General features: G+C 38.7%; 20 protein-coding genes. 10 read left to right on the top strand and 10 right to left on the bottom strand.

Going from position 1 to position 18,941, the window contains the following annotated elements; all coding sequences use genetic code 11:
• Positions 1-57 precede the first annotated feature (57 nt).
• Complete coding sequence (locus EGC86_RS11900) at positions 58-1,218, bottom strand: homogentisate 1,2-dioxygenase (RefSeq protein WP_011637781.1); 1,161 nt, start codon at positions 1,216-1,218, stop codon at positions 58-60.
• A gap of 219 nt (positions 1,219-1,437) precedes the next feature.
• Here EGC86_RS11900 and EGC86_RS11895 point away from each other — a divergent pair, with 219 nt between their 5' ends.
• Together EGC86_RS11895 and EGC86_RS11890 are read left to right on the top strand one after the other, a co-directional pair.
• Positions 1,438-2,367, top strand: coding sequence for a LysR family transcriptional regulator (locus tag EGC86_RS11895; RefSeq protein WP_123777703.1), 930 nt, complete (start codon positions 1,438-1,440; stop codon positions 2,365-2,367).
• A 176-nt stretch (positions 2,368-2,543) separates the two neighbouring features.
• Positions 2,544-3,332 (top strand): TIGR00266 family protein, encoded by a 789-nt coding sequence (locus EGC86_RS11890; protein WP_123777702.1) that lies wholly within the window; start codon positions 2,544-2,546, stop codon positions 3,330-3,332.
• Positions 3,333-3,513: 181 nt separating this feature from the next.
• Here the strand turns inward: EGC86_RS11890 and EGC86_RS11885 are convergent, their stop codons facing one another.
• On the bottom strand, positions 3,514-3,981 hold the full coding sequence (locus EGC86_RS11885; protein ID WP_123777701.1) for an EVE domain-containing protein: 468 nt from the start codon (positions 3,979-3,981) through the stop codon (positions 3,514-3,516).
• A 156-nt stretch (positions 3,982-4,137) separates the two neighbouring features.
• The gene (locus tag EGC86_RS11880) at positions 4,138-4,551 is read right to left on the bottom strand and encodes a YccF domain-containing protein (RefSeq protein ID WP_011637777.1); all 414 of its coding nucleotides are present in this window, start codon (positions 4,549-4,551) and stop codon (positions 4,138-4,140) included.
• 197 nt (positions 4,552-4,748) lie between these two features.
• Between EGC86_RS11880 and EGC86_RS11875 the strand changes: the two genes are divergently transcribed.
• Positions 4,749-5,720, top strand: a complete 972-nt coding sequence (locus EGC86_RS11875; protein ID WP_123777700.1) for a 1-aminocyclopropane-1-carboxylate deaminase/D-cysteine desulfhydrase — start codon at positions 4,749-4,751, stop codon at positions 5,718-5,720.
• A gap of 242 nt (positions 5,721-5,962) precedes the next feature.
• Here EGC86_RS11875 and EGC86_RS11870 read toward each other — a convergent pair whose 3' ends face one another.
• From EGC86_RS11870 to EGC86_RS11855, 4 genes are all read right to left on the bottom strand, one after another.
• Positions 5,963-6,136 (bottom strand): hypothetical protein, encoded by a 174-nt coding sequence (locus tag EGC86_RS11870; protein WP_011637775.1) that lies wholly within the window; start codon positions 6,134-6,136, stop codon positions 5,963-5,965.
• A 675-nt stretch (positions 6,137-6,811) separates the two neighbouring features.
• Positions 6,812-7,507, bottom strand: a complete 696-nt coding sequence (locus EGC86_RS11865) for a ChrR family anti-sigma-E factor (RefSeq protein ID WP_123777699.1) — start codon at positions 7,505-7,507, stop codon at positions 6,812-6,814.
• A complete protein-coding gene (locus EGC86_RS11860; protein WP_123777698.1) occupies positions 7,500-8,162 on the bottom strand; it encodes a sigma-70 family RNA polymerase sigma factor in 663 nt (220 codons plus the stop codon). Before EGC86_RS11860 ends, EGC86_RS11865 begins: the two co-directional genes overlap by 8 nt.
• Before the next feature lie 137 nt (positions 8,163-8,299).
• Positions 8,300-8,890, bottom strand: coding sequence for an LON peptidase substrate-binding domain-containing protein (locus EGC86_RS11855; protein WP_102037169.1), 591 nt, complete (start codon positions 8,888-8,890; stop codon positions 8,300-8,302).
• Positions 8,891-9,405: 515 nt separating this feature from the next.
• On the opposite strand from EGC86_RS11855, the gene EGC86_RS11850 reads away from it, so the two are divergent.
• Positions 9,406-10,347 (top strand): chemotaxis protein CheV, encoded by a 942-nt coding sequence (locus EGC86_RS11850; RefSeq protein ID WP_011637771.1) that lies wholly within the window; start codon positions 9,406-9,408, stop codon positions 10,345-10,347.
• Between the two features lie 25 nt (positions 10,348-10,372).
• Here the strand turns inward: EGC86_RS11850 and EGC86_RS11845 are convergent, their stop codons facing one another.
• Together EGC86_RS11845 and EGC86_RS11840 are read right to left on the bottom strand one after the other, a co-directional pair.
• Positions 10,373-11,032, bottom strand: a complete 660-nt coding sequence (locus tag EGC86_RS11845; RefSeq protein WP_123777697.1) for a hypothetical protein — start codon at positions 11,030-11,032, stop codon at positions 10,373-10,375.
• A 64-nt stretch (positions 11,033-11,096) separates the two neighbouring features.
• Positions 11,097-11,456: a DUF2750 domain-containing protein gene (locus EGC86_RS11840; RefSeq protein ID WP_041413601.1), complete on the bottom strand. Its 360-nt coding sequence runs from the start codon at positions 11,454-11,456 to the stop codon at positions 11,097-11,099.
• Positions 11,457-11,955: 499 nt separating this feature from the next.
• Between EGC86_RS11840 and EGC86_RS11835 the strand changes: the two genes are divergently transcribed.
• From EGC86_RS11835 to EGC86_RS20885, 6 genes are all read left to right on the top strand, one after another.
• The gene (locus EGC86_RS11835; protein WP_123777696.1) at positions 11,956-13,203 is read left to right on the top strand and encodes a lytic murein transglycosylase; all 1,248 of its coding nucleotides are present in this window, start codon (positions 11,956-11,958) and stop codon (positions 13,201-13,203) included.
• 84 nt (positions 13,204-13,287) lie between these two features.
• A complete protein-coding gene (locus EGC86_RS11830) occupies positions 13,288-13,770 on the top strand; it encodes an FKBP-type peptidyl-prolyl cis-trans isomerase (RefSeq protein ID WP_059743947.1) in 483 nt (160 codons plus the stop codon).
• A gap of 98 nt (positions 13,771-13,868) precedes the next feature.
• The gene (locus EGC86_RS11825) at positions 13,869-14,096 is read left to right on the top strand and encodes a DUF3389 domain-containing protein (RefSeq protein ID WP_059743945.1); all 228 of its coding nucleotides are present in this window, start codon (positions 13,869-13,871) and stop codon (positions 14,094-14,096) included.
• Between the two features lie 130 nt (positions 14,097-14,226).
• The gene (locus EGC86_RS11820; RefSeq protein ID WP_123777695.1) at positions 14,227-14,895 is read left to right on the top strand and encodes an alpha/beta hydrolase; all 669 of its coding nucleotides are present in this window, start codon (positions 14,227-14,229) and stop codon (positions 14,893-14,895) included.
• Between the two features lie 587 nt (positions 14,896-15,482).
• Positions 15,483-17,402 carry a bifunctional metallophosphatase/5'-nucleotidase gene (locus EGC86_RS11815; RefSeq protein ID WP_165872405.1) on the top strand — a complete coding sequence of 640 codons (1,920 nt, stop codon included), beginning with the start codon at positions 15,483-15,485 and terminating at the stop codon, positions 17,400-17,402.
• 187 nt (positions 17,403-17,589) lie between these two features.
• Positions 17,590-17,763: a hypothetical protein gene (locus EGC86_RS20885; RefSeq protein ID WP_165872404.1), complete on the top strand. Its 174-nt coding sequence runs from the start codon at positions 17,590-17,592 to the stop codon at positions 17,761-17,763.
• A 202-nt stretch (positions 17,764-17,965) separates the two neighbouring features.
• On the opposite strand, the gene EGC86_RS11810 is transcribed toward EGC86_RS20885, so the two are convergent.
• Positions 17,966-18,811: a D-hexose-6-phosphate mutarotase gene (locus tag EGC86_RS11810; RefSeq protein ID WP_123777693.1), complete on the bottom strand. Its 846-nt coding sequence runs from the start codon at positions 18,809-18,811 to the stop codon at positions 17,966-17,968.
• Between the last annotated feature and the right edge of the window lie 130 nt (positions 18,812-18,941).

The following is an 18,941-nucleotide window of genomic DNA, read 5'->3' as shown; positions in this document are numbered from 1 at the left end:
ATTTTATGTCAACACGCCATCACTCTTTGGTGACTTGGGTTAGCTATAAATGTGGTCTTAGTTTTCTAACCAAGAGCGGTTGTAATCATCACTCATGCAATTTTTGACATGAGCGGTTAAATTCAGTGGGGCGAAGGTATCAACCATCACCGCATATTCGTATGTTTCGGTTTTGCCGATAGAGGCTTCTGTGCGACCAGGTTGAGGCCCATGCGGCACACCTTTTTGGTGTAACGTCATATAGCCCGCTTCAATACCCGTACGGCTCATAAAGTCACCATCGACGTAATACAAGACTTCATCGCTGTCGATGTTGTTGTGGTAATAAGGTGCTGGTATCGATTTAGGATGAAAATCGTATGGGCGTGGCACAAAGTTACAAATGACAAAATTGTGTGCAGTAAACACTAAATGCTCAGACGGTGGTAAATGAATTTTGCCTACTTTGGGTGCATATTCACTGATGTTAAATGCCCAAGGATAAACGCAGCCATCCCAGCCAACTAGGTCAAATGGATGCCATTGGAGAGTCATTTTTTGATAACGCTCACCAAATTTACACATTAACGGAAACGCACCTTTTTCAACCACGGCATCAGCCAAGGTTGGCGTACGAATGTCTCGTTCACAGTAAGGTGCAGATTCAAGCATTTGGCCGTATTCGTTTCTGAAATGCTTTGGCACTTCGACCATTGAAGATGATTCGATCACAAATAAACGCACATTTTCATAATCGTTAAATTTAAGTTGGTACGTGGTCCCGCGTGGAATAATTAAGTAATCCCATTTTTTGGTATCAATGACGCCGTATTCACTCAACAGTTGGCCTTCACCTTCGTGAATAAACACCACTTCGTCAGCATAGGCATTACGATAAAACTCATTGGTATCTTCAGTCACCTTAGCGGTGTACATGGCGACATCATTATTGAAAAAAATTTTATTTCGGGCGCTAAAAAAGTTGCCTTGGCAGTCGGCTTGGCGCGAGTCTAATTTGTAATTTTGAATTAATGAGTCTTGCCATTGTTCACCATGAGATAACGTGTAAGGTTGAACGTCTATCGCTTTTGTTGGCATATTGTGATGATATTTATTGGAATAAATATTCGAAAAGCCATGAGTTGAAAATAATTCTTCACGGTACAACTCGCCATTGTCTTTTTCGAAGGCAATGTGGCGTTTGGTCGGGATCTGACCTTGCTTAACATAGAATGGCATGTGATTGTCCTATGGTGAATCGACTGCGAGTGTCGTGGCGTTTATGTTATTTGTTGTTATGGCCTAATCGCATTGGGCAAACCAATATGTGATCTAACTTACAATTTAGTGGTAAAGATCAACAAAAAAAAGAATAATAAATAACTCAACATAATCTATTTTTTAGATTGTTATGTTAGCTTTACATTTGTGTATGGATAACGGGACAGTGAAAATCTTATGCGAATAGATATCGATGCCTTTAATGTACTGCAAGTACTTGTTGAAGAAGGAAGTTTTGCAAAAGCTTCAGAGCGATTACACAAGGCACAATCGGCAGTAAGCTATCAGGTTAAAAAGCTAGAGCAACATCTCGGCGTGACATTATTTAATCGAGATCATTATCGAGCGGAATTAACACCAGAAGGTAAGGTGATTTTGGCCGAAGGACAGCGGCTGTTACAGCATTTAGCCAATATTGAACATCTTGCCAGTCGCTTTAGCCAGGGGTGGGAGCCCAAGCTTGAGTTAGTCATCGACGGTGCTTTACCGATGGAGCCTATCATGACTGCGCTTAAGCGCATGTCAGAGCACAATATACCGACTAAAGTACAACTTAATATGGAGTTTTTAGGCGGAGTACAGCATCGCTTTGAACGTGATCAAGCAGACTTAATGCTGGTTAAGGATTATCGTACTGGTCCCTCGTATCATCCTAAACCGTTACCTACGATTACCAGTGTGCTAGTGGCATCATCACAACATCCATTAAGTCTACTTAAGGAAATTAGTTTACCTGAGTTACAACAACATGTTGAGTTAACCATTGAAGATTCATCTCCAGGTAAACGTGACCGCGATGAAATGCAATTTGGCGGCGATAAAGTATTTTATTTATCAGGTTTTATCATGAAAAAAAATGCCTTACTAAAAGGCCTCGGTTTTGGTTGGATGCCAGATTTTTTAATTGCTGAAGAATTACGTCAAGGGCAACTGATTGAAGTCGATTTTATTGGCGGTAATCGGTTTAGTTTTACACCGCAATTAGTGTCCACACTTGAACGTCCGCTTGGGCGAGCAGGGCAACTATTTACTGAGCTTATTTTAGAAGAGTTTGCTCAATATCAATTACAACATCAATCAGGATTGAGCGGTGCAGGTTTAGGTTAACGATGGACACAAATCGGTAAACGAATGCAGTGGCAACAGAATTTGGTTACAGAATATTGAAATGTTGTCGTGTTAAATAGCTGATCATTTTGTTACCTTAAATCATCCATAATAAATAATGCCTTAATACCGAACAGGGCAACTGCAAACATTAAATAAATTTTTAAGGAATGAAAATGAGCATGAAAAGTCATGAAGTTGATTATGAGATTATAGGTTCTATCATGCAGCTGGTTGAAGTTGAATTAGACCCAAATGAGTCTGTGATTGCTGAAGCGGGGGCGATGACTTACCTCGAAGAAGACATTATGTTCGAGGCCAGAATGGGTGATGGCTCTGAGCCAGAATCCGGTTTTTTTGGAAAGTTACTTGGTGCTGGTAAACGCGCCATTTCGGGTGAGGGTATTTTTATGACTCACTTTACCAATCAAGGCCAACAGAAACGAAAAGTGGCATTTGCGGCACCATTTCCTGGCACTATTCTGGCAATTGACTTAGCTCAACATCAAGGTGAACTTATCTGCCAAAAAGACAGCTTTTTAGCAGCAGCTTTAGGTACGCAAGTGAGTATGAAGTTTAATAAACGTTTAGGGACCGGTTTTTTTGGTGGTGAAGGATTTATTCTACAGAGCCTAAAAGGCGATGGCATGGCGTTTGTGCATGCTGGTGGGACATTGATTAAAAAAGAATTACACGGTGAGACATTGCGGGTCGATACCGGTTGTTTAGTGGGATTCACTCCTGGAATTGATTATGACATACAACGTGCAGGCTCATTAAAGTCGATGGTATTTGGTGGTGAAGGTTTGTTCCTTGCAACCTTAAAAGGCCATGGAACTGTGTGGTTACAAAGCTTACCGTTTTCTCGTATGGCTGACAGAATCATTGCTCATGCACCATCAAGTGGTGGCAAAGACCAAGGTGAAGGTTCTGTACTTGGCGGAATAGGCCGAATGATTAACTAATTCTGACATTGCGCGATCTTATCACTGTGCCGTTAGTATTCGAGCTCAGACTATTACAGTAAATTGTATTGACTTAGTCTGAGCTGTCTTTAGGAGATTTTTTAGAATGTTTACTGGTCGGCTGACGAGCTGGTCTGTTTTAACTTAAGGTTACCCATGTAAGGTCATCAATCTAACGTTATTATTCTAAGATTGTTAATTGCATAATGTGTTGGTATTGCAACGGTGTGACAGGCTGAACACTCAAGCGGGCACCTTTAGCCACTAATACCATATCTTGCAGTGCGAGATCTGCTTTCAATTGTTTCAAGCTCACTGGTTTAGAAAATTTGGCCATAAATTGGATATCTACTTGCCACCATCGAGGCGTATTAGTGTTAGATTTTACATCATAATACGGTGAACGGTTATCAAAAGCACTGATATCGATTTGTGCATCACTGCTAATTTTTGCTAAACCCACAATGGCAGGTACTTTACAGCTAGAGTGATAAAACAACACTACATCGCCTAAGGCGATTTGATCTCGAATGTAATTACGTGCTTGATAGTTACGAATACCCTGCCAAGCAACGGTTTGCTGCTCACTCATCTGTAGATTATCAATACTAAAGTCGTCTGGTTCAGACTTCATTAACCAATAGTTCATGTGATCCCATTACTGTCTTTAAAGAGGCTGAATAACCTTTTAGCGCTTAAGAATGGCAATGTACACGTTGCTGATGCGATTAGGCAAATAAAAAGCCGATAGTATTATACTATCGGCTTTTTACAACAGTGGTCATTCAACGGTTATTAATGAATGTTAATAAGTTGGTTTGGCAATAACAGTTTGGCCGATAGGGGTTAAACTTAACAGGGCCAACTTAAGATGCTGTAACGCGAAAGGAATACCTATAATCGTTACAAAACAAGCCAGAGCATGGGCTAGATGACCAATCGCGAGCCAAATACCAAAGCACAAAAACCAGATGACATTACCCACCAAACCTAACGTGCCAGTGCCAATATCTTCTTGGCCTGAAATGTGTTTTCGGTTAACGGTTTCTTGTCCAAATGGCCAGAAAGCAAGTTCGCCAATGACAAAACAAGCACGACCAAATGGGATACCAATGATACTGATAAAGCACAGTACCCCTACAAACCACCAGGCTAGTCCCATGACAAAACCACCCATTAAAAACCAAGCAATATTAAAGATTAAGCGTAAAAGTGACATTTTCAATCCTATCAATAGTCAATATTACTTAATATAAAGCCATATTCATGCCATGTTTTTAACTAACTGATTCTTATATCTTAAATGTTGGTTTTATACTGTATGGCTAATGTAGTGTGATGATTAATACAAATGAATCGATGAGATTTATCATTTTTTAGTTAAAATGCTCATATTACAGTTGATTGAGACAATTCATGTTTTCGATAAGCCCAGTACAAGCGATGAACTTTGAAGGACGCAGTATCTACATTAAGCGGGATGATTTATTACATGCTGATTTTGGTGGTAATAAAGCGCGTAAATTTTATCATTTCTTACATCATGATTATTCACATGTTACCCAGATCGTGGCTTCGGGCTCTGCACAAGCAAACTCCTTGTACTCATTGTCTGTACTTGCAAAGCAGCAAGGGTGGAAATTTGATTACTACGTAAGCCACATCAGCGAGTTTTTATTACAACATCCTCAGGGGAATTATGCTGCAGCGATACAAAATGGCGCCAATATTATAGATGTTCGTCATTTGACTGATGCTAAAAACCTTGAAGGTATGCATTTAGACGATGCGATGCAGCATATTGTTTCATCAGACCCAAGCTATGCAGATAAAAAACAATTACTTTTTATTCCTGAAGGTGGCCGTTGTGAGTATGCCGAAACTGGGATAGCACAACTCGCCAGTGAAATTATTCAATGGGCACAAGATCAACAAAAAAAACAGTTAAAGATATTTTTACCCTCAGGTACGGGAACTACTGCAGCTTATTTAAATAAACAAATTATTCAACAACAGGCTAAATTACTATTAATGGATGTTATTGCCATAGAGGTATTAACTTGCAGTACCGTAGGAGGAGATGAATATTTACGTCAACAATTCTCACAATTAGTCGATGAGGTTTATTTTCCTAACATTATTAATGATGGTCATAAATATCATTTTGGAAAATTATCACGACGTTGTTTTGATATGTGGAATACGGTATGCCAGTCGGGAATTGAATTTGAATTATTGTACGACCCGGTTGGATTTCTAGTGTTACAACATTATTTGAATAGTAATACTGTCAGTGCAACCGATATTCTCTATATACATCAGGGGGGAGTCTTGGGAAATAAAACGATGTTGCCAAGATACCAACGAAAGTTTTCGCACACGGTTTGATTACAGGATGAGTGTAGGATTTTTTGCTGTAAGTTGTTGATATTAAGTCATTTATTTCTAAGTGGTAGATTTGGGTTTAAAAAGTTCGATTGGAGTTTAAAACTGAAGAATAATTTGAAATGATGCGAGTGAGTTATTCATTTTGCTCTGTTTTAATAAACATCGGTAAGTGAGAGGAGAATACCGAGAAATGAGTTTATTAAATAACAGAGCAAATGATTAACGCAAAGCGTTAGGGGGTATTACTTATTGGCAGAGATTAACCATTTCATGAAGTTTAATGCTTCAATACGTTTTGAAAAGGTTTTTTTGTTTTTACCTAGGCTGTCGGTAAAAGCAATTGAATTCTTGTTTGACGAGATAGAGTTAACCGGAAAGCTAACTGAAATTTCGTGTCCATTCATGTTGTATGACATAGGTCACACTCCTTCTTATATATTCACCATTAGGTGAGAAAATTGTTCAATAAAATATCCTTGGCATTTTTTAGTGTTGCAAAAGATTAATGTTTCGAGATTTAACTTAACCTATCCTTTACTCACTAATCAAGTATTGATATGTAAATAGTTGATTAAGGTCTATTTTATGCCTGCAACATTGATGTTGGGACATGACATATAGCCATAAAAACTTAATACATATTTAGCACTTAACTTTGTAAGTTGAACATAGTTTTATGACAACAAGATTACGTGAATATAATTTAAATTATCATATCAACAAAAATCAATTGAAATCAAAAACGATGTACAGAAGCTTGTCTTGGGTTTATTTACGAAGTGAAGTTGAGCAGACTTACAGGTAGGTAACCAAAATTAACAAGAAAACTAAATCTGTGTGGATAGTATACTGAGTGTTTGCATATGGCAATAGTCTTTTTCAAATTTTAATCAAATTAATGCTGTTTTCGATTAAAAAATAGCGATTAGTGATGAATTATCGACAAATTTCGCATTGCTCGGATGTCTATTGTGTAAAAGGGATGATTCAGTCATCATCCCTTATCTAATGGTACAACTTAATGATAAATAGCGGCCAAATTGTCTATACATTACGTTAGTCGTTAACATTTTAAGCAACTAGCGTAATGCTTAGTAAAGTAAATCGCCAATTGGGTTTAGTAACTTACTGAAACCTTTAGTGAAGTATAACGGAGCATCAACAATGGTATAGCACAAACAACCTTCAAGTGTTTTTGGTGAATGTTGGTGCTCTTTATCAAGCAGCATAAAATCACCTGGCTTGTAGGTGTTGTAACAGTCGCTGAACTCACCAGCGAGCAGTAATGTTAGCTCTGCGCCTTTGTGTGTGTGTTCAGGAATTTCACCATTGGCTGCGATGTGCAACAAACTTGCTCTTGCTTGTGGCTCTCCAGTATCGAGTCTCAAGCGGCTGACTTTACCAATACCTTGCCAAGAAGCATTAATTTGCTTACGAAATACCTTAGGCAGAGGATAATGCTGACCTTTAATACTAACGCTGTTATCTTCAATCGTATCAATCGTATCAATCGTACTAGCCTGTTCAATCTCTAAAGTGTCTAAGGTCGAATTTAATAGCTGCTCGAGTAGTGCGTCTAATTGATGATTATCATTAGTGTCTACCGACTGAGTTTTTACTGCTGACTCAAACTGTTGTTCAGACAACGCAATAGTCATCTGGTCAAGTTGTTGCTGGCAATGAGGGCACAATTCAGCATGGGCGGAGATAGCAATCGACATAGATAGCGGCAAGTCGCCTTTAGCATGGAGTGACAGCAAATGCTGATCTGGGTGGTAATTAATCATAGTGTTTCTCCATAAAGCTTTTTAATTTTTCTAACCCGAGTCTAAGTCGTGATTTAACCGTTCCAATTGGAATATTAAGTTTGTCCGCTAACTCTTGTTGAGTAAGCTCTTGCATATAAATACCTTGTACTACCTGGCGCTGAAGAGGGGGTAATTCTTCTACATGCTGCAATAAACTGGCCGATAATAAAAAATCATTGTCGTTGCTTTCAGCTTCGTCAGACTCAAATAAAGGCCAAATATCATCACCGAAAGAATCTTCACGGTTGTGTTGTACTTTACGAAGCATGTCAAAACATTGATTACGCATGATGGTAAATACCCAAGTGCTTACCGCTGCTTTCTCTGCGTTATATAGATGGGCTTTTGTCCATACTCTAGTCATTGTCTCTTGCACTAAATCCATGGCTAAGCCCTGTTGGCTTAAGCGCTGGACACCAAAAGAGTTAATTTTTGGGCCAAAATGCGAAAAAAGTTTTGCAAAAGATGTTTTGCATCGATCATTAGCCACCTGCGTCATTAATGACGCCAGCTCATCAGCCATTGGATTGGGTTCGTTTGATTTCATAGCACCGCTTAGTTTAATTAGGGATCTTTTTGCAAGATGCCCCTTATCATAACGACTTTGTGTGCTTTGTGATTGAACATTTTCCATTATTTCACCCGCATCCAATAAATAACTCATTGAGCATAAAATATTACCTCATTATGCTGTGGCCATCCTGAGCTCAAACAAGCTGCAGTATCATTAATTAATACGTGGCATTTTTGCGTTCGGATCACTGTTATGTATTATTTTATAATATCGGCTAAGAATGATTTTGCTAATTGATGATCATGGCTATTGATACACTGATATTTTTCTTTGGCACTCAATGGAATAATTTCAAGCCATCGCTGACAAACCCACGCAATATCGTTGAAGTTCTCTTCACAGTAGTGAGCAAGATGCTGTGGGTATTGCTGTAAAATTTGCTTTAACGTGTGACTAAGTGCTTTATCTTTTTTACGCACATCAGTGCTAATGCCTGTCTGTCCCGTTTGTGGTTCAATGATATCGCGTGGCCAAGAATCAATTAAGCTGACATCGGCGCGCTTTAAACCGTCACTATCAACACTGACATTATTTATAATGAACGTCTTTTGCCCTTGCACACTAATACCTAACAAGCCATCTTCAAGCGTTTCAAAGTCGATAATTTGGGTTAATGTCCCCATGGGTAATATGGTTTTTTTATCATCAGCCAACATACACAAACCAAAACCAACACCACTTTTTAGCGATTCTGATACTAACCGTTTATATCTAGGTTCAAAAATTCGTAGCTGGGTATATCCTTGAGGTAACAAGCATATCGATAAAGGGAATAGTGGGATAATCATAACGGCACCTGAATGACTTTTAGCGAATAATCTATAGTGTTATACGCATACAAGCAGGTAAATGATCACCTTCCGCTGTGGTTTAAATAAGCTAAATAAAATTATGCTTTTATGTATGGCATGTTGCGCTCAAATGCAGTTTCAACAAGGGTTATTCATATTTACATCTTAAGCATTGATTGAGTTAAATGGGTTTACAACAACAGGTACATCTATCAAGTTTAAGTCTCACTGGATCAGTGTTGAAATATCGAGATAAATTGATGTAGTTGTCTCTGGAGTCTTTTCATCGGTGTAGTCTTTTAGTAGGGCATTTAAGAGATGAGATAGTTTGAGTCTTGAATAAACATCTTAGATATTTAGGTTTTTTTTCGATCTTGTTTATAGATATTTTTTATTTTTGTGGGATAAATCCTGATCCAACACTGTTTAATAATATTTTTTAAGTATAATTATGCTTATTAATGATAATGCATCTTTGATGTTGTTTGTATGTTTTTAGGTGGGATCTGTTAATGAGAAAAGTGCTAGATACGGTAGATCAAAGAACTAAGTTAGTTGGCGAAAACCGTTTAGAATTGTTGTTATTTCGCATTAACTCAACCCAGTTGTTTGCTATTAATGTATTTAAAATCAAAGAAGTGGTTAAGTTACCACCCTTAAATAATTTACCCGGCAGTAATCATAATGTTTATGGCGTCGCTAACTTTAGAGGCATGTCTATCCCGGTGATTAATTTGCGAGAAGCGATTGGTTTCTCACCGATGCCCGTAAATGACGATTGTAACTTGATTATTACCGAGTATAACCGCAGTGTGCAGGCCTTTTTAGTCGGTAAAGTCGAGAATATCGTTAACATGAGCTGGAGTGATATTATGCCGCCGCCCAAAACCACTGGCGGACATAATTACTTAACAGCAATAACAAAAATAGAAGACCAAGGACACTTACGATTAGTGTCTATTATTGATGTTGAGAAGGTATTAGCTGAGATTATTGATTACGACGTGAAGTTATCTGACGGTGTGTTAGATGAAGCGCTCGTTTCTTATATGCCTGGTCGTAAGATATTAATTGTGGATGATTCGTCAACGGCGCGCAAACAAGTAAGAGACACGCTCAATCAACTTGGTATAGAGATTATTGAAGCTTCAGATGGATTACAAGCTTTGCAATTATTACAATCATGGGCTGATGAAGGCAGACAGGTTGCTGATGAATTGCTAATGATGATTACCGATGCCGAAATGCCCGAAATGGATGGTTATAAGTTGACCTTTGAGGTACGAAATGATCCTCGAATGGCGGCACTATTTATTACTCTTAATACTTCTTTGAGTGGCAGTTTTAACCAAGCGATGGTAGAAAAGGTGGGCTGTAATAAGTTTATCTCTAAATTCCAGCCCGACTTATTAGTTAGCGTTGTTCAAGATCGTTTACGGAGTATTCTTGGTTAGACCACCATTGAATGATTACGTGGTTTTATTGATCCATATCTTCGATTAACTCATCAAGAATACGACGTTGATGCCCCGGGGTGATACCAATATTCAGCCTCGCTATTTTGACAGCATGGCCAAATTGGGCTTTACCAAGTAAAGTCACCAGTTGTTGTAAAAAACCACTGTCTAAAGATAAGGTCTTGCTATAGTGGCTAATGGCTTTTGTTAAAGAGGTAAACATTATATCGTCAAATTCGAAACCGGTATGATATTGACTACTGTCACCCGCTATTTCGCCTTCAAGCAATACTCCGTCCAGACTTAATGGCCAGCCCCGTGCATTCATGCGACTTTGGGCTATTTGATACATCATCCAGGCACTTTTTTTAAAACCACCAAAAATCATACAATCAAAATCTGATTCTTCGAGTTCTTGCTGAGTCCAATTAATGCCAATCGCCAAGTCTTTGCTATATAGATGCATTAAATTATCTTTAACCGCATCTCGACAATCCCAAATAGAGGTCAGCAGGTTTTTCTTGGCTAACATATGGCATTCTTTACAAGCTGGAATGGCTAGAGAGGGATGGGGAGTATGAGTCATTCTATAGTAATCAAATATATGATTACTGGGTTCGTTGCAAAACCAACAGGTGTGGCGTTTGTCAAAAGGAATATCAATCAGTGTAGGCATGGGCATAATAATATCAAAAAGCTGTTCAATGGCTGAACAGCTTGGGTAGTAAGATCAAATCAATTAATGATTATTCTTTTTCAAAATCAACTAACTCTTTAGCCAGTACGATAGGGTCAATTTCTAGGCACTCTTGTTCAGCTTCCCAATCAACACCTATTAATACACCATCATCATTTAAATCACTTACCCAGTATTCTAAAAACTCAGTCAGCGTAATAGTCACTGGGTTGTAGTCTGCCCACTCATCAGTGCAATGGCTTTTTGCAGCAGCTTCGCTTGACCAAAGTGGCATAACATCAGTTTCTTCAAATTCTGATGAGTCACATACAACCCAACCTTCACCTGTTTCATCTTGTAAGCCCCATAAGACTTGATGTTGTTTTACGCTTTCGATAAAGCCTGTTAGTGCTGCTGTCTGTTCTGTCATGATAAATCGCTTAAATGAGTGAGAATTAACATCATTATACGGACTCATTGAATAAGGAAAAGGCTTAATTAATGACAATTTTGTTTATGAGGATCCTTGGTGGTCATTTAGCTACTAAATTGACACAGAATCTAGACGAAAATCGGGCAGTTAGCCTGATATTAGTCACTAACACGACTCGATGCGTCAATGTTGTAACTGTACTTTGTGGTTGTTTGTTAGGTCATTCAATAAATAGTACAAGTAACGGAAGTCTTAAATTTATTAACCCGCTTATTTTATTAAGCAGTCTGTATCACTCAAATCAAGTACCGCTTTTAACACGAGTATCTGTGGCGTTGAGTACCAGCTTCATTATTGCTCATCTTGTCATCGGTGTTGTCAAGTTTCACTTGAATTTAGCATAAATAAACAGGGTTTAATGTTAACAGCTCTTGTTTACTGAAAGCCGATGCGTCACGATATTCAATATTCATTTTACGTAAATTAAGTGTTGTTCATGGCTCATAAAAGACGTTTTTCTGTGTTTATTGCTTCAATGTTTGTATCTAGCACTTTATTAAGTGCCTGTGCAGTGTCAGCATCTCCCGATCCGGTCGCCGATGTTACTCCAGTTCAAGAGCATCCTGATTTTGCTACTTGTGTGATTAATTTACAGCAAAAGGCAAAAACAGCAGGGATTTCACAACAGATTATCGATACAACGGTGGCAAATTTAAAGTTTGTCCCTAGGGTGATTGAATTAGATAATCAGCAGCCAGAATTTACCACTAGCTTTGGTGATTACTTCGATAAACGCGTAACACCTTGGCGGGTTGAACAAGGTACAAAAATGATGGCTAAACACGGGCCATTATTAGCTAAACTAACAAAAGAGTATGGCGTGCCTGGGCAATATATTGTTGCTTTTTGGGGCTTAGAAACCAACTTTGGCAGTTACAAAGGTAGTATGCCAGTGCTCGATTCATTGGCAACGCTAGCATGCGATCCAAGGCGTAGCGATTATTTCACTGGCGAGTTATTACAAGCGTTGAAGTTAAAGCAGCAATATAATTTCGCAGATAGCAAAATGGTTGGCTCGTGGGCCGGTGCGATGGGGCACACCCAATTTATGCCAACTAATTATCGTAAGTATGCCGTAGATGGCGACGGTGATGGTATTGCCGATTTATGGAATAGTGAAGTGGATGCATTAACTTCAGCAGCTAATTTTTTACAACATCTAGGTTGGAAGGCCGATGAGCGATGGGGACGGGAAGTATTGTTGCCTGTAGATTACCCGTTTGCTTACTTGGGCGGTAAACACCCTTTACCATTAGTAAAATGGCAAGAGCTGAATATTAAGCAAGCTAATGGTCAGCCGTTGTCGACACCCGATATGCAAGCTGCTTTATATTTACCCGCTGGGCATACGGGTCCAGCTTTCTTGGGCTATGACAACTTTAATGTGATTATGCGTTGGAATCGCTCTGAATTTTATGCCATTGCAGTAGGTCATTTAGCCGACAGAATTAATGGCAGTGCGATGTTAACTCGTTCAGTACCTAAACAGCCAAGGTTAAGCAGAGAAACAGTAAAGCAGTTACAACAAAAACTGAATGATGCTGGATTTGATGTTGGTAAGCCTGATGGTATTTTAGGGCGTAATTCAGTGCTAGGTTTGCAAGCCTTCCAACAGCAAAAAGGGCTGATTGCGGATGGGTTTCCTGACGTACAAACATTTAATGCATTAGGCATCAAATTATAATGGCCACCTAAATGGCCACTTTTTTGTGGATGCATTAGCACGCTTTTGCTAAGCTTCGGCAAATTTTTGAGTTAAGGAACGATAATGAGCATTAAAGACGATATGGTAGTGCAGTTTAATTACACACTACGTGATGAAAAAGGCGATGTGCTTGAATCAAATGAAGGTCGTGAGCCGATTGCATATCTGCATGGACATGACAACATGATGCCTGGTATCGAAGCTGCTATTAATGGTAAAGAAATTGGCGAGAAGTTTACCATTACTCCACCAGCCGCTGACACTTATGGTGAACGCCAAGAAGATTCAGAGCAGCGTGTATCAGTTAAACATCTTGTCGGCGCAAAAGTATGGAAACCTGGCATGGCTGCAGTGGTGAACACTGAACAAGGCCAACGTCAAGTTACCATCATTAAAGTGGGTAAATTTATGGCAACTGTTGATGTCAATCATCCACTGTCTGGCCGTGAATTAACATTCGACATCGAAATCGTCGGTGCTCGTGATGCTTCAGACGAAGAAATTGCTCATGGCCACGCCCATGGTGCTGGTGGTCATCACCACTAATGAGATTGATTTGCTGTTAATTCCAATTTAACAGCAACTTAATTCTTTTATAAATCCCAAGTGAAGACTTGGGATTTTTGTTTTTACAGTGAGTTATTATGGTTATTGATTTTTCTTTGGGTAAAATTATTGTCACTGTACATGAAATTCAGTGCCGGTTTCATGATAGTCAACTGGTGCTTGCTGCGTCAGTAGATGATATTAGCTGTTTTCATCAAGGCTTAGTGATTGTCGCGGATGCGGGGACGGTGCGGTGGAGTCTTAAGCTCGATAATCCAGCGCAATTAGAGGCGTTACTTAATCACACCGGGATCCATGCACAATAACCATTAGTTATAAACCTATCTGAATAGACTCGATTATGTATGATATTTATTTGCGAATCGTTCGATGTTAAAAATCAATTAACGTAAGATAGCCACCAATATTGTTACTGTATTGATAGGATTAATAAATATGTCTGCTCAGTTAGATAAAATCGTGATTGAACCGCAATCACCTGCAACATCTTGTGTCATTTGGTTACATGGCTTAGGTGATTCTGGTGCTGGTTTTGCACCAGTGGTACCAGTATTAGGCTTAAATAGTCAGCATAGTATTCGTTTTATTTTTCCTCATGCACCAGAGCAAGCTGTGACGATAAATGGCGGGTTTGTGATGCGTTCATGGTACGACATCAAAAGTATGGATTTGCATGACCGTGCAGATATCCAAGGAGTTATGGCGTCTGAGCAAGCAATACGTAAGCTGATAGTCGATCAAATCAACAGAGGCATACCGGCTGAAAAAATAGTTTTAGCAGGTTTTAGTCAAGGCGGAGTCATGAGTTTGTTTACGGGTCTGCGTTTTGAACAAAAACTGGCAGGTATTATGGCGTTATCTTGTTATTTACCTGGTGGAGATACGTTGCCAGAGCAACTTGCTGACGCCAATATGCATACACCCATCTTCCAAAATCATGGTGAGCAAGATGATGTTGTCCCTATGTTTGCCGGAAAAATGGCTCATGATGCTCTGATCGCAGCAGGTTATCAGAGTGTTTGGAAAACCTACCCTATGGCTCACAGCGTATTACCTAATCAACTAATTGATATCGGTCAATGGTTACAGCAAGTTTTGAAATAATGTGAAGTTATGTTTTTAAACTATGCTTTTTGTTGTTTTTTTTAAGCGACAATCAGTTATTTTTATTTTTAAATTATTACCCATCAAATTCAGAGGCTTAACTGCAGTAATTGCAGTTAAGCCTTTTTTTAACAGTTGAAATACAACCGAGGATATCAATCTGTTCGTATTTTAAGATAAACAATGTTGTAACTACTTGTTAATATTGTACTAAGTATCACATTTTGTAATGAATTCGTCACATGTAGACGTTATTGTTTGCTATTATTATGCCGATGAAATTAAGCGTCTTTGATTTTTTATAGATAAATCTTGTAGTTGCTTGTAATTTATACTGAGATGTCGATGTTGATACAGTGTTTGATTTTGTATTTACATGTTCTATTTCTGAGTAATAAACGACAGAGTTATCTGCTGACTTTGACTAGAATTGTCTTATTTTCAGTATTAAGGTGCTCACTTAGAACGTCTGAGAATTGTACTTTTTATTGTGATGAATAACACTTTTATCTCAAAAAATATCTAAATCTAAGAGAAATTAATTCATAAAGTAAAAATAATAAATTATTTAAATAATGGGGTTTTACATGAATAAAACGATGTTTAAAGGTTTACTGGCAACGGCAATTATTGTTGCATTAACCGGCTGTAATGATAGCAGCGATAGCAATGATGATGTAAGTACGTTTAATTTACGCATTGCACATATTAATGATACTCATTCGAGTTTTGATCCAACATCATTAGATTTTACCGCACAAGTCAACGCAGAAGATATGAGCATTAAAACAGATGTAGGTGGCTATCCTCGCGTTGCAACTGCATTAAAAAATGCTAGAGCTATGGCAGCAGATGCTAATAAGCCTTTCCTTGCTTTACACGGAGGTGACGCTTTCCAGGGTTCACTTTATTTCAATGTGTTAAAAGGTGCTGGTAATGCAACTTTAATGCGTGAAATGGGTCTTGATGCCATGACGATAGGCAACCATGAATTTGATCTTGGCGATGGCCCATTCATTGAATTTGCTAATAAAATTAACTTCCCAATTCTTGCTGCTAACTTAGATGCCAGCGCAGACTCTCAAATGTCAGGCGTCACTAATATCAAGCCTTACATTATTAAAGAATACGGTGACGTTAAAGTCGGTATTTTTGGTTTAGTGTTAGAAGACATGGAGTCAATTTCATCTCCAGGTGAAGATTTAGCTTTTAAGGGTGAAGTCGTAACTGCACAGGCAACAGTTGATGCGCTCAAAGAAATGGGTGTTGATAAAGTTGTAATGGTAAGCCACATTGGCTTAGAAAGAGATATTCGTATTGCAGAGTCAGTTAACGGCGTTGATGTCATTGTTGGTGGCCATTCTCATACTCTACTTGGTGATTTCACTAATATTGGAAGAGGAGAGGGGTCAAGTATTGCAAGTTATGCAGAGATGATTACCAATCCTAATGGCACTAGTAAAACGTGCATTGTACAGGCTGGTGAAGTAGCTCAGGCTGTAGGCCAAGCAGATGTAACTTTCGAAAATGGCGATGTTACAGTCTGTCAAGGTAATAACACTCTGTTAATTGACAACAATTTTACCCATAAGTATGACGGAGAAACAAGCGAGCCGTTAACTGAAGCAGATCAAACTGCTGCAGAGGCCTTTGTTGGTGAACAAAACAATATTGCCATTACTGAAGAAGATGCTTTACTGCGTAGTATTATCGATATTGATTACAAGCCGTTAATTGAAGAGTTTCAAGGTAAAGTGATTGGTCAAGTTTTCGATGCAAACGACCCAGTTAACACTGGTATGTTAGATCATGTTCGCCAACCGGGTGTGAAACGTAACGGTGCTTCATTACCTGGAACGGGTTCAGAAGCTGGTGCTCACGTTGCAGCGTCTATGGTTTGGAAGTTAAACCAACATGGTTATGGTGTTCACATGGCCATCACCAATAATGGTGGCGTGCGTAATGATATTAAAAACGATGATACTGGTAACTTAACTGCTGGTTATGTTATTGGCTCACTTTTATATTTCAGTAATGAGCTAGCTATTGTTGAGTTAAAAGGTAGTGATGTAACTCAACTACTTGAAGATACGATTAATTATTCATTAACAACGTCTTCAGGTTCATTCCCAACATTTGCCAATGTTCAATTTACCTTCAATGGTAAAGCTGTCCCTGGTGAGCAAATCGAAGATTTACAGGTATGTCCTAACGGTGTAGCTGCTGGTAGTTGTACAGATATTGATCCAGAAATGGCTTACAAGATCTCTACTAACGCTTATATCGCAGGTGGTAAAGATGGTTATGACATTTTTGACACTAAGAAGCTTTCTCCAGTTATTAAGTCAGGTTTTATCGATAATGAATCTATGATTGAATACGTAGAAGCATTAACATTGTCTGGACAAAAATTAGAAGAAATCCCAACGGGCTTAACATTCATTGCGCCAACTAGTTTTGAAGCAAAGCTTGATAACCCAGTATTTAAGCCAGAAGATAATCAATAAAATAAATCATGTACAATTTGAAATGGATTAACTAAAAATTAGTCTTGGAAAGTAACAAAGGCAGCTTCGGCTGCCTTTTTTATTGGCGATAGTTTAGTTGACTCGTGGTTTAGTAAAGCGCTAATGTAACCGATAGGTTTTGTTACTATTTTTGAATAGTGCATTTATAGGATTGAGAGAAATTAATATGACAGGTATCTACAGATTATTGTTGTTAGTCACTTTAATCGTGCTTGCACTAACGTGTTATTTAGCCGGTAGCCAAACGGGAGCGATCACTTTTTTTGTGGCTGGTGGATTGCTTGAATCAGCCTTTTGGTTTGGCTTGTTTAAAAAGAATAAAAATAGAGTCGTTAGTTAATACTAACCTTCAAGGTTGTCAGATATTGCTTGTTGATTTTTTATGATGATCTTGACCAAAGTATCGAAATAGCAAATGGATATTTGAAATTAACAAAGGCAGCCATCTAGGCTGCCTTTTCTATTATTAAGCGATGAACTTCTCTTAATGGCGACTTAGTTAGCATCGCGGTTTATCTGTTTATCTCACTCAAACAGCTGTCTTATTTCCAGCTAATATGAGTGGTTAACGTATGGCTTTGCCCTGGCGCTAAAGTCACACTGTCGTCCAGAACATTAGCGGCTTCTAAGCACACCATGGTTAGGTAATCATCGGCATTAAAGCGTGAAAGGCGCATCGACTTGTCTATCCAAGGGTTCCAAAGTACAGCGGATTGGCTGTTTTCGCGACTGACTACAATGGTACCATTTTGTGTATGTAGCTCCTGAGTATCACCTAATTGGGTGTAAATCCTGTCGGTTTCTCGTTCAAACTTGACGACATTATCGACTTGTTTAAACGGCCCTTCACCAAACTCAATGTATTGCGACCCAGTAAAGCCACTCACTTTCAATTGATGAATATCTTCAATAGGAAAGTAGCTATGCAATGCTTGGGTAAGTATTACGTTATCATTTCCATTATTCGTATTCACTATGCTGACCGATAAGGTTTCGCCTAAGGTGAATAACACCTTTACTTGGGTATTATGAGGCCAATATTGTTTTTCCATTTCACTGGCGGGCAAGGTGAAAACTAAGTCTACTAATTGGTTACGCATTTTGACAGATTCAAGCGACCAGGTTTTGTTTCGTGCAAAGCCATGCTGCGGAAACCCTGGAGTGTCGCTCATGCCAAACCAAGGCCAGCAAATGGGGATTCCACCTCTGATACCATTACCAGGTTGATAATCATCTGCACTTGATACCCACAATAGTGGTGCTTTGCCGACAGGTATAAATTGATCTATTTGTGCACCTTGCATAAAAATACGTGCTTGGCAAAGTGCTGTGTCAACAGCAACATAATCAAGACCATTGGGATGTCTTTTAGTGGTAACCGAACCCATAGTGTGTGTCCTTGTGTATTTTGACCCTAGTAGATAGCTTACAAGGTTTTTGGCAAGTAAGTCACTAATCGTTTGGATGATTTATGGGGGGTTAGCGATCAACTTTAGTTAATAAGTAAACATCAATCTG

The organism is Shewanella frigidimarina (genome assembly GCF_003797125.1).
Classification (GTDB): domain Bacteria; phylum Pseudomonadota; class Gammaproteobacteria; order Enterobacterales; family Shewanellaceae; genus Shewanella; species Shewanella frigidimarina.
This window is presented reverse-complemented; position numbering and strand designations above follow the sequence as displayed.

Bases quoted from the DNA above. Each gene is read 5' to 3' on its own strand.
- EGC86_RS11900 (WP_011637781.1), bottom strand. From the start codon at position 1,218: ATGCCATTCTATGTTAAGCAAGGTCAGATCCCGACCAAACGCCACATT.
- EGC86_RS11895 (WP_123777703.1), top strand. From the start codon at position 1,438: ATGCGAATAGATATCGATGCCTTTAATGTACTGCAAGTACTTGTTGAA.
- EGC86_RS11890 (WP_123777702.1), top strand. From the start codon at position 2,544: ATGAGCATGAAAAGTCATGAAGTTGATTATGAGATTATAGGTTCTATC.
- EGC86_RS11885 (WP_123777701.1), bottom strand. From the start codon at position 3,981: ATGAACTATTGGTTAATGAAGTCTGAACCAGACGACTTTAGTATTGAT.
- EGC86_RS11880 (WP_011637777.1), bottom strand. From the start codon at position 4,551: ATGTCACTTTTACGCTTAATCTTTAATATTGCTTGGTTTTTAATGGGT.
- EGC86_RS11875 (WP_123777700.1), top strand. From the start codon at position 4,749: ATGTTTTCGATAAGCCCAGTACAAGCGATGAACTTTGAAGGACGCAGT.
- EGC86_RS11870 (WP_011637775.1), bottom strand. From the start codon at position 6,136: ATGTCATACAACATGAATGGACACGAAATTTCAGTTAGCTTTCCGGTT.
- EGC86_RS11865 (WP_123777699.1), bottom strand. From the start codon at position 7,507: ATGATTAATTACCACCCAGATCAGCATTTGCTGTCACTCCATGCTAAA.
- EGC86_RS11860 (WP_123777698.1), bottom strand. From the start codon at position 8,162: ATGGAAAATGTTCAATCACAAAGCACACAAAGTCGTTATGATAAGGGG.
- EGC86_RS11855 (WP_102037169.1), bottom strand. From the start codon at position 8,890: ATGATTATCCCACTATTCCCTTTATCGATATGCTTGTTACCTCAAGGA.
- EGC86_RS11850 (WP_011637771.1), top strand. From the start codon at position 9,406: ATGAGAAAAGTGCTAGATACGGTAGATCAAAGAACTAAGTTAGTTGGC.
- EGC86_RS11845 (WP_123777697.1), bottom strand. From the start codon at position 11,032: ATGCCCATGCCTACACTGATTGATATTCCTTTTGACAAACGCCACACC.
- EGC86_RS11840 (WP_041413601.1), bottom strand. From the start codon at position 11,456: ATGACAGAACAGACAGCAGCACTAACAGGCTTTATCGAAAGCGTAAAA.
- EGC86_RS11835 (WP_123777696.1), top strand. From the start codon at position 11,956: ATGGCTCATAAAAGACGTTTTTCTGTGTTTATTGCTTCAATGTTTGTA.
- EGC86_RS11830 (WP_059743947.1), top strand. From the start codon at position 13,288: ATGAGCATTAAAGACGATATGGTAGTGCAGTTTAATTACACACTACGT.
- EGC86_RS11825 (WP_059743945.1), top strand. From the start codon at position 13,869: ATGGTTATTGATTTTTCTTTGGGTAAAATTATTGTCACTGTACATGAA.
- EGC86_RS11820 (WP_123777695.1), top strand. From the start codon at position 14,227: ATGTCTGCTCAGTTAGATAAAATCGTGATTGAACCGCAATCACCTGCA.
- EGC86_RS11815 (WP_165872405.1), top strand. From the start codon at position 15,483: ATGAATAAAACGATGTTTAAAGGTTTACTGGCAACGGCAATTATTGTT.
- EGC86_RS20885 (WP_165872404.1), top strand. From the start codon at position 17,590: ATGACAGGTATCTACAGATTATTGTTGTTAGTCACTTTAATCGTGCTT.
- EGC86_RS11810 (WP_123777693.1), bottom strand. From the start codon at position 18,811: ATGGGTTCGGTTACCACTAAAAGACATCCCAATGGTCTTGATTATGTT.